The sequence below is a fragment of the Sinorhizobium sp. NG07B genome (assembly GCF_002532005.1).
GTDB lineage: Bacteria > Pseudomonadota > Alphaproteobacteria > Rhizobiales > Rhizobiaceae > Sinorhizobium > Sinorhizobium fredii_C.
Genome location: NZ_NWTD01000017.1, coordinates 50,759 through 65,846 on the forward strand (window position 1 = coordinate 50,759; position 15,088 = coordinate 65,846).

General features: G+C 58.8%; 11 protein-coding genes. 6 read left to right on the forward strand and 5 right to left on the reverse strand.

Features of this window, described 5'->3' with window-relative positions:
• Positions 1 to 55: 55 nt before the first annotated feature.
• Together CO664_RS27610 and CO664_RS27615 are read right to left on the reverse strand one after the other, a co-directional pair.
• A complete protein-coding gene (locus CO664_RS27610) occupies positions 56 to 415 on the reverse strand; it encodes a hypothetical protein (protein ID WP_097527867.1) in 360 nt (119 codons plus the stop codon).
• Positions 416 to 461: 46 nt separating this feature from the next.
• The gene (locus CO664_RS27615; protein WP_097527868.1) at positions 462 to 1,004 is read right to left on the reverse strand and encodes a hypothetical protein; all 543 of its coding nucleotides are present in this window, start codon (positions 1,002 to 1,004) and stop codon (positions 462 to 464) included.
• Positions 1,005 to 1,572: 568 nt separating this feature from the next.
• On the opposite strand from CO664_RS27615, the gene CO664_RS27620 reads away from it, so the two are divergent.
• The 4 genes from CO664_RS27620 (at position 1,573) to CO664_RS27640 (ending at position 7,749) form a co-directional block, all read left to right on the forward strand.
• Positions 1,573 to 2,682, forward strand: coding sequence for an FAD-dependent monooxygenase (locus CO664_RS27620; protein ID WP_097527869.1), 1,110 nt, complete (start codon positions 1,573 to 1,575; stop codon positions 2,680 to 2,682).
• A gap of 1,109 nt (positions 2,683 to 3,791) precedes the next feature.
• The gene (locus CO664_RS27625) at positions 3,792 to 4,991 is read left to right on the forward strand and encodes an MFS transporter (RefSeq protein ID WP_097540538.1); all 1,200 of its coding nucleotides are present in this window, start codon (positions 3,792 to 3,794) and stop codon (positions 4,989 to 4,991) included.
• Between the two features lie 1,133 nt (positions 4,992 to 6,124).
• Positions 6,125 to 6,862, forward strand: a complete 738-nt coding sequence (locus CO664_RS27635; protein ID WP_176536694.1) for an SDR family oxidoreductase — start codon at positions 6,125 to 6,127, stop codon at positions 6,860 to 6,862.
• Between the two features lie 95 nt (positions 6,863 to 6,957).
• Positions 6,958 to 7,749, forward strand: coding sequence for a hypothetical protein (locus CO664_RS27640; protein WP_097528098.1), 792 nt, complete (start codon positions 6,958 to 6,960; stop codon positions 7,747 to 7,749).
• A 40-nt stretch (positions 7,750 to 7,789) separates the two neighbouring features.
• Here the strand turns inward: CO664_RS27640 and CO664_RS27645 are convergent, their stop codons facing one another.
• Both CO664_RS27645 and CO664_RS27650 read right to left on the reverse strand, forming a co-directional pair.
• Positions 7,790 to 8,746: a hypothetical protein gene (locus tag CO664_RS27645; RefSeq protein WP_097528099.1), complete on the reverse strand. Its 957-nt coding sequence runs from the start codon at positions 8,744 to 8,746 to the stop codon at positions 7,790 to 7,792.
• Complete coding sequence (locus CO664_RS27650; RefSeq protein ID WP_097528100.1) at positions 8,736 to 10,205, reverse strand: SAM-dependent methyltransferase; 1,470 nt, start codon at positions 10,203 to 10,205, stop codon at positions 8,736 to 8,738. The genes CO664_RS27645 and CO664_RS27650 overlap by 11 nt, the downstream gene beginning before the upstream one ends.
• Positions 10,206 to 11,174: 969 nt before the next feature.
• On the opposite strand from CO664_RS27650, the gene CO664_RS27655 reads away from it, so the two are divergent.
• Complete coding sequence (locus CO664_RS27655; RefSeq protein WP_018099692.1) at positions 11,175 to 11,516, forward strand: helix-turn-helix domain-containing protein; 342 nt, start codon at positions 11,175 to 11,177, stop codon at positions 11,514 to 11,516.
• A complete protein-coding gene (locus tag CO664_RS27660; protein ID WP_097528101.1) occupies positions 11,506 to 12,765 on the forward strand; it encodes a HipA domain-containing protein in 1,260 nt (419 codons plus the stop codon). The genes CO664_RS27655 and CO664_RS27660 overlap by 11 nt, the downstream gene beginning before the upstream one ends.
• An 802-nt stretch (positions 12,766 to 13,567) precedes the next feature.
• Here CO664_RS27660 and CO664_RS27665 read toward each other — a convergent pair.
• Positions 13,568 to 14,260 (reverse strand): OmpW family protein, encoded by a 693-nt coding sequence (locus CO664_RS27665; protein WP_097528102.1) that lies wholly within the window; start codon positions 14,258 to 14,260, stop codon positions 13,568 to 13,570.
• Positions 14,261 to 15,088: the final 828 nt, after the last annotated feature.

The window sequence follows — 15,088 nt, forward strand, 5'->3', positions numbered from 1 at the left end:
CTGAATCTCGAGGGCTTGCACTAGCCCAAAGTTCCCGTGCTGGCAGCAGATCACTCTAGCTGATCGACCAATGCGTGGCCACGCCCTGATCTTTGTTGTCCGACAGCGTGGGACGGACGTCGACGAAGTCGGTCTCGAACAATCGCGATCTCTCAGCGGTTTTATGAGCAAGGCTCTGCCATGCATTATGAATGGTGTGCGCAGCCGCGAGGAAGACCTGATCGACTCCGGCATTCTCCATTTCGGCAAGCAACGTCCCGAGCCTGTCGATGCAGTCATCGATATGGCCTCGAAGTCGCGAGATCTGGTCGAGAGTGACCCTTGGATGCGCTAGCATCCTCGGCACTATTACCGCCGCGCGCCTTGCGAGGTCCTCCTCGCGCAAGAGAGTGTCCTGCCACTCGTAAGTCATCATGGCTGCTCCTCGTCGGGATGGAACATCGCCGCTTCGTGCGTACTCGTCAAGAAGGATCCAGCATGGCCTGAGCATGGGAATGCCTATCGAAGTCCCGTGGTGTTGAATCGCTTGTTCCGGATTTCAATGCTTCCATGAGCCCTGCATCGGCCGCGTGTTGCGGGCACACTAGAGGGCGCTCAAACGCGGGCGCAGAGCGCATATCTCGAGCCGCTGTCGACCAATTGTGCTCTTGCCGCTTGTGATCAATGTCGCCACGGACCTTGTCGTTCTCGCCAAGGAGAAAACGTCCTGCGGGCTGCGGCTGAAGACCTGCGGACCGGTACAGTTCGCTACTGACGGCTACTGACAGATACAGACACGGCTTAACAAGGGTGAAATTGCCGATGAAGAAGGGCTCGAAACGGCTCTCATGCTTGCGAATCAGGTGTATGGCTTGGCAGACGCCTGAAGCGGCGTGCAGTCGAATTACAGGCCCCATTTTCATCGAAGTTACCGCCGGCAACACGGTCGAGACCACTCTCTTTTTTTGATGGAGCTGGCCGAATGCGCCGAATCGCGTCCTGCGGAACCGCACGGCGGAAGGCATGGGCGGCGGAACCGCGCGAGCCGGGTTCTCACCTGGAGAGGGCGACGAGATTGGGCGCACGCAGGCACGTCGACGGGTTCGCCAATTAGGCGGGCAATCCGCCGGGTTTGTCCGTGAGGCTTCCCCGCATAGATTGGCATCGCATTGACGGGGTGCAGCAGAGAGCATATGGGGCACGCCCCACTTGAGAACCATGCGCACTAGATTGCACGGAGAGTTTTGTGAAACTGCTCTGACGCCCTCGCCGAACTACTCCCGATGCATCCAGGCGCGCAACTGAATCAGGGATAGACAACTAAAGGGGAAAGAGCCTCAGGCGCGGCATGCTTCTTGAGCCGCTGCTGCCGCGTCTGCAACGCGAATCGGCAGGAATCGCCACTAACGCTAAAGTCTGACCAGCTCGAGAGTTGCTATAGCGGTTGTTTTGGAACCCGTTGTGGTCATTCGTCTTTCCCCGCCGTTCGCTCATCAGCCGGCCGGCTCGTGAACTCGACGCGAAGCTGTGTCATACCTGGCCTGCGAGTTGAAATCCAACGTCGACCTTAGGTCGCTGACACAGGAATGATCGATGAAAGTACTGATTGCCGGGGCGGGAATAGCCGGACTTTCTGCGGCACGAGCACTGAAAATGAAGGGCGTCGAGTGCGAGGTTGTCGAACGCCGGGAACGGCCACCGACCGAGGGAGCAGGTATCTTTCTCCTGGGAAACGCCGCAAGAGCGCTTGGCGACCTGGGACTGCTCGAACAAGTAAGGGCTGTTGCCTATCCGATTGCTAGACAGAGAATCCTCTCGCCTTCAGGCTTCGTTCTGAACGACGTGAGGACGGCAGACATCTGGAAGGATTGTGGGCCCTGTCTTGCCTTATCACGCCAAGCTCTAACGGACATCCTCCATGCTTCGCTGAAGCCAGGCACTGTGACCTATGGCCTGGAAGTGGTCTCGACGGCGTCGCGAGGTGACAAGAGCACGGCTCGCTTCTCCAATGGACAAGAAAAAGAGTACGATCTCGTCGTAGGCGCGGCAGGCGTCAATACGCCGCTGCGGACCGCAGTATTCGGTCCGAGCGCGGCTCGCCAGATCGACATCTCATGCTGGCGGCTGGTCGTCCGCAACAACGGAGAGATCGATGGCTGGACGGCAATGCTCGGGAACGGCCGCACCCTCCTCGGCATCCCCATCAGCGAAACGGAAACGTACATATACGCCGACTGCCGCTCGAACGAATTCGGCGACGGCTCCGTCAACGTTATGAAGCGGCTGTTCAACAGCTTCGCAGGTCCGCTCGGACCGATTGTCGCCGCACTGGATCCCGCCACCGCAGTCCATCGAGCCGTTTTGCAGGAAGTTCCTGCAAAACGATGGATAGCCGACCGGCATGTCCTGATCGGCGATGCCGCGCACGCCTCATCGCCCAGCATGGCGCAGGGCGCGGGCATGGCGATCGAGGACGCAGTCGTTCTTGCAGAGCTTGTCGCCAAGGACGATCCGATGGAAGGCATCCTCCAACAATTTCACGAGGCGCGCATCGGTCGGGTCGCGTGGGTACAGAAGAAGTTGCGTGCCCGCGACAAGCTGAGAACGGGTTCGAGTACGATACGGAACGCTGTCCTGCGGCTGTTCGGCGACGCCTTGTACCGGCGCACCTACGAGCCCCTGACACGCCCGCTCCTGCCTTGACGGTCGGAGGCCACCGCTGGCTGGCCTCCGACGCCTTCCCTACGCCTTGCGCTTTGGCACGGAAGCGAGATCGCCGTCAGCATGCTTTTGACGATTGAGGGGTGAAATTGAAATTCGAGAAAGTTGGGTTAGCGCTTTTGGACCACGGCAACGGGATGTGAGCACGCGCGAACAGGTTGCCGTGCGCCTCATCAATTTCAATCCAGCTCAAACGCCCGCTCGATCCCCCCGCTTGAGGTCATCGACCTATTTGGCCCGGCGGATTGTGGTGCTCGTGCTCCAAGTTAGCCATATTCGCAGCTCGCGATCGACACTTGCGTTTCGCAGAAGTGGATAATCCGCGTTTCCTGCCGATCGGGGACGTCGGTGTCATCGCGATTGAACGGCGGTCCATTTTGGGAACCCAAGAGCAACAGGTCAATGTCGCTTGGCATTGTTCGATGTAGGACAATGTTGGACATGCGACCCAGGCGGTTCGTTCTAGTGGCTCATGTCAGAAGGTTTCTGATGGCACGCACATTGCTATGAGGCGTCGGAAGGCGCGTCACGGACTAAAGATATCGTGCGGAGATGTCGAAATGCTAAGACTTTGCTTTGTGCCGCGGGAGACGCCCGGGTCATTCAGAACGTTCCAGATGCATAGGAAGGCTAGACAGGCGCGTTTGCCGCGGTTGTCTTTCGGCGGATGCCAGTTTGGCAACCGCATCGTGGGGGGAATCTTGGCTGCACCCGCGTGCGGGGGCCCTTCGGGAGAGACGTTCAACGCTGCTGCAACAAGGTCGGTGCTTTACCCCCGCTCTGTTCGTCACGCGAGATCGGGACCACGAACAGCCCAGGCATTGACGAACAAAGCATCCGTTCCCCGCACCACTCGACTTCTGCGGAGGCGCCTGCGGAGTTGCGCTTGTGGATGCGTTCGGTGCTCCGCGCCGATTACATTCAATTCATAAACGTCGATCATAGGAAGATACCGTTTAGCAGCGCTAGTCGCCGTCGGGAGTTCAGCTCTCGGATCAACCCCCAACGGCGCCAGGAAAACTCTGCCCTCCGATAGACCGGCAATGAGAGGCAGGACGCGCTCCGTCGGAACATTCTCGAGGCAAACAACCATGTTGGTGCAACTCTCTGCTCAAAGCAGCGTAGTCGAGGAGCGGCCCGCCGCATGGGGCGCGGTATTCGCGATGTCGTTCTGCGTTTTCGCGCTCATCGCGGCGGAAATCATGCCCCTCAGCCTGCTGACCCCAATCGCCTCGGATCTGGCTATAACCGAAGGCCAGGCCGGTCAGGCGATATCCGTATCCGGCGCCTTTGCGGTGATGACAAGCCTCTTCATCTCGTCCGTGGTCGGCAGACTCGACCGCAAGATCCTGCTACTGGCGCTGACCGCCGTGATGATCGTCTCGGGGACGATGGTAGCGGTCGCTCCGAATTATGTGGCGTTCATGGTTGGCCGCGCGCTCATCGGGCTCGTTATCGGCGGATTTTGGTCGATCTCCGCCGCGACCGCCATGCGGCTTGTTCCGGACGATCAGGTGCCGCGGGCGCTGGCGATCTTCAACGGCGGGAATGCGCTGGCGACGGTCATTGCCGCCCCGCTGGGGAGCTTCCTCGGCAGCCTCATCGGCTGGCGCTGGGCGTTCTTCTGTGTCGTCCCGGTCGCAGTGATTGTTTTCGTGTGGCAGCTCCTCAGTCTTCCTCCCATGAAGGTCGAGGAGCGGCCGCCATCCGGAAACGTTCTTAAACTGTTGAACCGGCGAGTGGTGGTTCTCGGCGTGGCAGCGGTCAGCGTGTTCTTCATGGGCCAGTTTACGCTGTTCACCTATCTTCGGCCGTTCCTCGAAACGGCTATCCATGCCGATGTTTCAACAATGTCGCTCCTGCTGCTGGTGATGGGTGCGACCGGGTTCATCGGCACCATGCTCATTGGCGCCTTTCTGAAGAATGGCCTCTATCGGACGCTGATTGCGATTCCGATGTTGATGGCGGCGATTGCCGTGGCCCTTGCGGCTGTCGGTGGCCGAGTTGCCGCAGCGGCACTGCTGCTGGGCATCTGGGGGTTGTTCGCCACGTCAGCGCCGGTGGGCTGGTGGACCTGGTTATCGAGGACGCTGCCGAAGGATGCCGAGGCTGGAGGCGGACTTATGGTCGCAGTCATTCACTTAGCTATCACCTCGGGCGCGATCGTTGGTGGCTTCTTTTTCGACATGAGTGGGTACCAGGTGACCTTCGGCGCCAGCGCGGCTTTGCTTATGATCGCGGCCGCGCTCGCTATTTTGACGTCGCGAGAGGCGCAAGCTTGGCTGACCTAACGAGTGGCCGCTTCACGCAGCAAATGATACGGCTGGTGCGTGAGGATACCGCGTCAGGGAGAAGTGGCCGCCCTGATCCCCGGAACGTGAGTTCGAGCGAGACGGAAAGGGTCTCCAGACCCAAAATTTTCCATTTCTTAGGAGACTTGTTCCATTATCTGCTTATCCGGCATGAGGCTGAGGGAATTGCGTGATGGGCTATGATTGGACCGGCAAACGAACGCGCCGGATGAAAGTGTTGCGCGGATGCGCAGTGGTTGTATTCGTCGGGTCTGCGACCGCCTTCCTGGCTGCCGCACTTCTACAGTGACCAACGAGCGGGGTAATCTCGCACAACGCTGCAGCCATCTTCAAGGCGCGACGCATGCACGACTCCTGAACATGCCTCGGGCGCTGATTCAACCCCACAAGAATCACCCGTTTTGCACTCAAAATGCAAAGGGCCGCTTCTCTCTCGACGAAAGAAGAGGCCCAGCGTCTGAGCGTTTGAATTCACAGACGGGCGATAAATGCGTGTATCGTCATTTTTTGCAAGTGCTTTTGCGAACCCTACTCACCAGACCGGTTCGTTGCTTTAGCGCCGGGAGTAGCGGTACAGGCCTGATGCTATTCGAACGCTGGCAAAATCAGGCCTTGTGGTTGGACATGAAGCCCGACGAACGTGAGGACCTCCTCCGACTGGATCTTCGCCAACTTTCGGGCGCTTTGTTGCTGACCGCTTTTACGGCCAGGCAAACTGGCGTGGTATCGGCGTTGAACTCGATCGAGACTGCCTTGTCCTGGAGGCGGCTGCGGGTCCGTCAGGAACGAACCTGAAGCAGTCAAGAGCAACGCAGGCTCTTGCTTGACGCGCTTGCGATCACCTGGTCTCGATCTCCTCGGGACGCTGCTCGCATAGGTCTCCCAGAGCTTCGTTGTCGACAGCTTGAATTTGCCTTACTCGGGATCAGGATCGACCAAGATACGACGCCTCGGCCCACAAGAAGCCGGCCGATGGTGGATTTGCAGTGATCGGCATGGGGGAGCACGCTCCGCCGCTCGCCGAGGGTAACCGTTCGCAGGTGCCCTTCCGCATTGTTGCAATACATCGACTTTAGCAGTTTTATGCGTCAACAATCTGAAGGGCCCTGATAATGGAAGAGCAACTCATTATGCTTTTGACAGGAGCGAGCCGAGGTATAGGGCACGCGACAGTGAAACTGTTTCAAGAGCGTGGATGGAGAATCCTTACAGTTTCCCGTCAGCCCTTTTCAAAGGACTGCGCATGGCCAGCCGCACGCGAGAGCCACATCCAGGCAGATTTAGCGCAAATCGATAAGATAGACGATCTTGCCGCAGAAGTACGAAGCCGACTTCCCGCCGGCAAGCTTCATGCGCTCGTCAACAATGCAGGTATCTCGCCGAAAGGTCCGAATCAGAGCCGGCCGGGCGTGCTTGGCACTGATTCGCGCACTTGGACACAAGTGCTGAACGTTAATCTCGTTTCGACAGCATTGCTCGCCCGTGGCCTTCTTCCCGAGCTCGAGTTGGGCAAGGGCTCCATCGTGAACGTAACTTCGATCGCCGGCGCTCGCGTTCATCCTTTCGCAGGCGCCGCATATGCAGCCTCTAAAGCAGGTCTCGCTGCACTCACCCGGGAACTTGCTCATGAGTTTGCTGGCCGGGGGGTTCGCGCCAATGCCATAGCGCCGGGCGAGATAGAGACCTCGATCCTGTCCCCCGGCACGGACAAGCTCGTTGCCAGCCAAGTACCAATGGGACGTCTTGGCGACCCGTCTGAGGTCGCCGAGACAATTTATTTCCTCTGCACGCCTGCCTCATCCTATATCAATGGTGCCGAAATCCACATCAATGGTGGCCAACACGTATGAGTGTCGAGGGGTTCGCACTGGTGTTGTCCAGTATGTCTTTCGCCACCATAGAGGCCGCAAGTGCTTGAGGGGGGACTGGAAAAGCGGCGGCATCCATGTTCATCGAGAACCTTGCTGACGCTTATAAGCCATGCGACGTGTCGAACCACTCAAAGTTCGCGAAGCGGCCCATTGCACGGCCTTGCAGTTCACCGCACCAGACGCGGTCAAGAACGTCGAACGAGATCGTCGCCGCAAAGCAATATGGAATGGCGTGGGAAACTACTATGCCGAAGCAAATGAATGAGTACCTCATCCTGCCCATCCCCGAGCGATGTGGGTACGAGGCTTGGCAGTTGGGCCTTTTGGTGCATGAGCACTCGCAGTTCCCGGGAGCGCATCGGACGCCTGCGGCGGAAGCCGGCAACGACGTCCTTTCACACGCAAAAGGCAAATACGGTGAACTGGCGTTCCATGAATGGCTGGTCCGGCAGAGTGTGACGCCGACCCATACTCCGTTTCGAAATGATTATACGCGAAAGGTTCTGGATGACGACTTTGTCGTCAACGGTTTGCGCCTTGAAATCAAGACCAAGATGCGCAAGGTAAGCAGTCCGTTCCCACCCCCAGTGCACTTCAACGTCAACTTGGGCAAGAAGGAGATAGAAGACGCCATTCACGTGTTCATCGAGTTGTCCAGCAAAGTAAAAATTGTTGACAACCCAGCGGCCATCATCGTCGGGTGGGCGCCACCAGCGTTGATTGCCGACAAGGGCGTAAGGACATGGCCGGGAAAAGAAAGCGACAACAAAGCTTTCACCTTCAAGCGATACGACTGGGACTTGAATATCCGTGATCTCTTGCCGCCGGCGGGCTTGATCAAGGCGATCGGAGGAGCTCGCCGCTAAGTATGAAAGCCTGCTCCCCGCGTCTTGGCAGTCCAGCTCGTCACTCGTAACTCTCGGCTATTGGCATGTCTGCGGGTTGGCCACTCACCCGCGGGGCATAATCGAGGTTCGGAACGCGAAACGCCGGAGAAGCCGGATCCCATTCCAGCCGCCGCGTTGTGCGAGACAGATCCGGTGCACTGACGACAAAGCGCTCATCGTAGCGGGCATATAGCGTGTCGAAGAATCCCGTGAGCCTTAATGGACTGTCCGGGAGAGGAAAGCTGTCGAGTAACGTGTTGCGTTCAGAACCGTGCATCTCGACGAGACCGAAGCCGATCGCCTCGTAGCGACTTACATCGTCGCGAATGCCGCGCCGGCCAACAAGCTCTCGCAGAGCATTGTGAAAGCGGACAATACCGGCAACCGGCTCCCCACCCTCCGTCATGGCGATGTCATTGGCGGCAAGCGTCTTAGTGCCTTCATTTCCTGGCTCTGCGTCCGCAACGGCTTCAGCGGCGTCATCAAGTGCAATTTCGATCATCCGGTTCGCCCGAAGCAGGACGAGGTAGCCCAGGACGAGCGCGGGATAGGTGATGTGCAGATTGGTACACTCGCCGATCGTCTCCTCCATGCGGTTCGTCAGATTCCGGAAGGCTCCGGTCACACCCTTGCATGAGACAGCGAGGACAGGGCCGATACCTTCACGTGTTACGACGACATCGACATTCTTCGTTTTCAGTCCACCGAGCACGGTCCGTTCGCCGCCACGTGCCAAGCTGGGTTCGTATTCCAGAACAGGAGCTTTGCCGGAGCGGCGCTTTACTCGAAACGGTGGGCGAGGAACAATGTCTTCCGGATCAAAACCACCTTCAATCACCAACCGGCATGCCACATACCAATGGAGCGGTTTGATATGGCTGGCGCTCTGGGTTTTGCCGGTGAACTCCGCGAATGCCGCCAAGGCTTCGGCCTGATTGGTCCATTGGCAGGTTTTCGCCTCGAGGTTACTCGGCATAATGTCTCCAACGCTGAAGCGCGCTTATTGCATCTTCCATCGCTTCCGCATGCGCATATATCGTCTCAGAAGGGAAAAGAATACGTGATGCTTCTCGCGGCTCCAGCTTTAGCATCCCGCCGCCGAGCGCATGCCCCTCAAGCTCACAACTGAGGCGCACGAACGGGGTTGACCATTGCGGAAGAAGTTTCTTAGCGAGCGGGCGGTCACGAACCCGGACCGAATGGACACTGTTCGTGCAGGTTACCCCAGCGAGATTTCTCACCAGGTTTGCCGACCGGCCCGCCATGTAACTCAGGACAAAATCTGGTACCTGCACGTCGGGAACGGCATACCAGGGTGTGCGATTTCGGCATTTATAGCCGAGGCGCGCTTCGCGGCCGGCACTGCTGTCGAGATAGCGCTTGACGCTTGACGGCAGTTCCTGGCCGCGCTTCAATCGAAGCAGAAGGACCTTATCATCGCTCTTTTTCCAGGCCTCGACCGTCTCTTCCGTAATGTGATTGTTCGGCATCGCCCGACCATTGCGGAGGCTCGGATGCAGGAACTCGGACGGAATTTTCAACCTTTTGGCTTCCGACGGGCGTAAATGGAAAAACTCGTTGTCGCCGCTCACGTAGCCTATACCGATGCTTGCGATATCCCCGAAGCGCTTGCTCGCCGGATCATGGATCGCCGTTGCGTAGACGTCGCGAATACTCTTCGGCAGAAGATAAGGCCGCAACCGGCGCGACCAGGTCGTACGCCATTCTTCGACGTCGACAACTACATCGGGCTTCGGACGGTATTTGCTCGGCTTGAACTCCTCGCAGACCGTCAGATTTATCTGCAAAGTCGAACCTCCATGCCCGTCCGCATAGAGAAGCCAGCAATCTTCCGAGAGCGATGGAAATAGTTTTCGCCGGATGGCGATGATATGCACTTCGGAAAAGGAATTGACCAGGTAATCGAGCAGCGGCGCGGCATAGGGGGCGTGGCCTATTTCCGCCGGCACGACGAATGCCAAGCGGCCGCCAGGCTTCAACAAGGCGGCGGTTGCCACGAGAAACGGCGCCCAAGATGAGGTCAAGCCGGAAAAGTGTGCACCCTGCTGCGCGCACAACTCCAGTGCGCGATGCCGAACCTCTCCCTTGAAGCTTTGATAGCGTATGAAGGGCGGATTGCCCGCGGCACATTCGAACCGCTCGCGCGTCTCGGCAGCCCAGGCAAAGAAATCGCCCTTATGCACGAGGGCCCAGGGTGCGTTTGCAATCGCACTCTGCGCGGAATGCGGGTTCTGTTCGATGCCGACTGATTTGCGGTGGACGGAAATAAACTGGCCGTCGCCGCATGAAGGATCGATAAGTCGATCGGACGCGCGCCGAACGGCCCATGCTACAAGAGCCTGCGCTACGTCGCCTGGCGTGAAATAAGCACCAGATTGCTTCTGGCAAAAAATGGCCGACTCACCCTCTCTCATTTCCTCACCTTGCCGCAGCTTATGCGTTCTTTCAACGTAACACGGTCCCATTACAGGCGAGAACATACAAAGAACATTAAAGAAGTGCAAACGAGGCCAAAAGATCTACCGCGTGGTAATCATGCTGGGTTTTCAAGGAGGTGGGGCGGCTAAACGCGGCTGGTATCCTGTCGCTTGGCCTTCGCAAATCGCCATCAGTTTCCATGAGGAACATCGGCGGGGTTAGTCTCTCCAGCGTCCGGCCTCCCCACGACGGGGCGGGGCTGCGAGGGCGGATGGGACGGCAGATTGGGTTGCGGTCTCCGCTCCGGCTATGAGATGTATTTCGCGAGTTCGAGAGACCAGGTCGGCCGGCCAGCTGCGGCGGGCCGCGATTAACGAGCCTGAACCGATATGTCTTCCGATTGTTGCGCAGTACCTGGCCGGCAATATGTCGCGCGATGATCACGATGCGAAACAACAGCAAACGGTGCGTTGCCATTTGCTGCCTTAGAGCCAGGCAAAACCGCCCTTCTCCAGGAACCTTGATGCACGGCTGAGGAGCGGTGTCGAAACGCAAAATGCCCACGGTGTGAGCTTTTCGGGATCGCGGGGATGTCGGTTGTGGGGCTCGCAAGCGCCTTTGTCTACCACTCGGGGTGACGTGCTCCAACGGCGGGGAACAGAAGCGTAAGATTTGCGGCTTTGCGATCATTGCTGCCCGATCGAGCTCGACGCAGGACGTTACGGCAACTTCTTCTCTGGTGATGTGATGACCTTTCTCCTTCGCTGCTGATGACAGGATGACAGGCAGTCGCCCGCTCGGATCGAATCACAGGCCGCTCCACACATTAGGTTAGGTCAAACCTACTCAGCCCCGGATCGAGTTGCTTTAAGCTAACACGCCTGATCCAGTCATTGACAACTGCTTTACTGCTGATAAGTTAGATAAAAGCCACGTAATAGCTAGTGAAGTGCGCTGAAACCATCATGCCGCGCCTAAGCAAGATCGCTGAAAGCCCGCCCGCCGCTGTCGAGAAGAGTCTCAAGGGGCTTGGCAGCAATATCCGCATCGCCCGCCTACGGCGGAAAATCCGCCTGGAAGATCTGGCGGAACGGATCGGCGTGTCCCGCTTCGCCCTTGCCGATGCCGAAAAAGGCAAACCAACCACCTCGATCGTCGTCTATGCCGGCGCTCTTTGGGCACTCGGCCTGCTCGCCGAAATGAGCCTGCTCGCAGACCCTGATCGTGACAGCGAGGGCAAGGCTCTCGAGCGCGTCCGCAGCCCGAAGAAGGCGCACCCGCCAAAGGCATTGGACAATGACTTCTGAGCGCGAGTGCTTCGTCTATATCATCCCGCCCGGCAAGACAGAGTTTGTCACGGCCGGCAAGCTGCGTGTCACTACGGTCGATGACGGTACCGCCGCCGGCTCCTTCGTCTATGGACGCCGCTACCTAGAGCGCAACGACGCCGTCGAACTCGACCCGATCGAGCTGCGCCTTTCAGACCGGCTCTACGAGACGGGCCGCATGAAGGGCATATTCGGGGCGATCCGCGACGCGATGCCCGATTACTGGGGCCGCCGCGTCATCGAGAAACATGCAGGTCGCGTTAACCTGGAAGAACTCGACTACCTGCTCGAAGGACCTGACGACCGCGCCGGCGCCCTCGGATTCGGCCTCAACCAGACGCCGCCCGCACCTCGGCGGGAATTCAACAAGACGATCGACCTTGCCCGCCTGCAGGAGGCAGCAGAGACGATCATAGCTAACGAACCCCAACAGCACGAACTCGCCGCACAAGCCGAAGAGCTGATGCTGCTCGGCACCTCGATGGGCGGCGCTCGCCCGAAGGCCGTCGTAGAAGATAGCGGCGCGCTCTGGCTGGCAAAATTCTCGCGCTACGATGACCGCTGGAACCAGCCGAAGGTCGAGCACGGCGCGCTCCTGCTCGCCCGCGCGTGCGGCCTCGACACCGCCGACAGCAAACTCGTCACCGTCGGCGGCAAGGACGTTCTCATGGTCCGCCGCTTCGACCGTGAGAAGCAGGATGAGAGCTACCGACGCTTCCGCATGGTCAGCGCACTCACCTTGCTGCGCAGCAGCGACAGCGCCTCCGATCGCGATCAATGGTCATACCTCCTGCTTTCTGATGAGCTCCGCAGGGGCAGCGCCAGCCCCCAGCAGGACCTGCGCGAACTGTTCGCGCGCATCTGCTTCAACGCGGCGATCTCGAATGTCGACGACCATCCGCGCAACCACGCCATGCTTGCCAAACTGCGAGACTGGCGTCTGAGCCCTGCCTTCGATCTGGGACCTACGCCATCCGTATCAGTCGAACGCCGCGACCTTGCACTCGCCTGCGGCCCGCAAGGCCGCTACGCCAATCGCAGCAACATCGTCGCCGCGCACGGCCGCTTCCTCCTCACCGAAGACGAAGCGACAGGCATATTTGACACGATCACCAACACAGTCGCCAATTGCTGGCACTCCACCATGCGCCGCGCCGGCGTCAGCGAGACCGACTGCGAAGCAATCTGCAGCGCCTTCGTTTATGAAGGGCTGTTCCATGAGCGTTGAGAGGACGCGCTGAGCCGACCGTTGCGCTTCACCGCGATCCTCGCTGGCAGCGCGCAGATCACAGACCGTATCGCGGCGCGGAAACGAAAAGCTGGAGGCTTTTCAATACGCAAGACCTATGGCCCTGCTCCACCCCAACATGGCGCTTCATTACCGCCGCGAAGTCGCGGCTGTATGAGGCGCTCGCTGAGTGGAAAGCACCGGCGCGAAGTTGATATCATCCGGTCACTCGTAGACCGGATCGTGTTGAAGCCGCTCGGCGAAGGCAAGCGCCCTAGCACAGCCGTCGACCTGCAAGGCCACCTCCCCCGCATAAAATGCGACAGTCCCGCCGCTCCGGGCTCCTCGCCAAAGTCTCAGCCACGCTATTCAAATCAGTCCTGATCGTCATGTCTGTTGCAGAAGGGAACTCTTCAGCAGATTCGCCAGCGCAGCTTGACGGTTGCCTGGGCGGCCGAACGGCGGGCTCGGCCAAGTGCGCAAGCTGTTGCAGACCCACAACCGCGCCGCGCCGACGGTCTTGTCTCAAAGAAGCGCGGCCGGGCTATTAACTGGCGCGACAGCGAGCCCTTCCGCAACCTGGAGCTCGACCTCTGACCGGACTCGAACAACATTCGCCGCGAGGAACTGATCGAACGCCGGCAGCAAGGAACGCTGCGCCTTTGGATGATCGCCGCCATCTGGGATGTCACGCCGCGAACGCAAGTGGCGTCGAGTTTCTCGCGTCCAGAATGCCGGTGCGACACGCGTCGGGATCAGGGGTTATTTAATCCATGCTCTGGCCGCGAGAAATTCCGTCTGACTAGAAACGGTAAGTGACGCCGGCGCCAATCAGCCATGGATCGAGCTTGGCCTTGCCACTGACCTCGGTGCCACCGACATTGGCATCGAACTCTGGTCTCAGGAAGATTTTCTTCACGTCGAAGTTCACGCCCCAATGATCGTCGACCATATAGTCGAAGCCGGCCTGCAGGGCGACGCCGAAGGTGTTCTTGACATCAAGGCTACGGGCACTCTTGCCCGACTGATTGTAGAACAGCGTGTAGTTGACACCGGCGCCGACATAGGGCTGGAAAGTGCCGAAATCGGTGAAATGGTATTGAAGGGTCAAGGTTGGCGGCAGCAGCCAAGTCTTGCCGATTTCTCCGAGCGTCGAAATTGAGCCGCCGCCGTCGACATTGGCATAGGTTGTGCCCAGGATGAGCTCCGCAGCGATATTCTCATTGAAGAAGTACGAGATGTCAAATTCAGGTATGACCGTATTCGAAAAGGAAAGATCCGATCCCGGCACTCCGTAAACCTGGCCGGAGTCGTTGGTGATCACATTAAGCCCCCGCAAGCGTATCTGCCATGGGCTGACTGCCGGTGCTGCAGCGGCAGGCGCCACAGCTTGTAGTATTGTCAGATCTGGCGTGGTCAGATCCGTCGCCTCTGCGCGGGCGGCAACCAATGCCGTGGCGGTAATGATGGCGCGGACGATGTTGCTGGATAGCATTCTTGCCCCCTTTCGATCCAGTTTCGTGGAGGTCGGAGGAAATAGCATCGTTTATGAGCTCACGGTTTGAGCGAGATCAATTGGAACTGGACTGTTTGTCGCAGCAGCAAATCGGCTGGCCACTGACATCAGCGGCCGCGACGCTCTTGCGATGCTGCTTCGCAGCTATCCCATCCACAGGATTTCCATTGAAGCGCGGTGGCGCTGCGTAAAGGTGCCCGCGACTGCCCTAAGCATATCTCATATTCCACTCGCTGCACTATTCATCATGGACATAAAGTCGGAAGTGGTTTTTCCTTCCCTTTCGATTCGGCGCAATGGTTGCTGTTTATCCGCGTCATCTCGGGCGTCGGCAGTTCCCGCCGCGTCTGAGTTGCTCTGAATGATCGCCTCATAGTGGTTGCCAGAGGGCATCGGCCTCGCACATCATTCTGAACTCCCTACCACGAAAGCGCATGCTCAAGCCCTGCACGCCGGGGCGCAACGAGCGAAATGTCGACGATGGCCGTCGGCTATTGGACCAAATCGTCCGTGTTTTCGCCCATTCCCCTCGTCGATGTTTGCAGGTTTCCGGACAGAGCCGCCTGGCACGCTCCGGCGGTTCCAAAAATGCGCAGCTATTTCAGACAACTGCTCGATCGAGCCCCAGTTGGCACGCCACTTGCTGCATAACTCCACAAGGCAGCAGCGGCTGTCGATCTCGGAAAAGTGGCTCGGGAGGCCCGGCGCATTGCCGGACGGGGGATCCCATGTGGAGGATATCACATGATCATCGAGCATTCCGCGGAGGTCCGCGGCAAGACACCCTTTTACCGCCATCTCTATGTC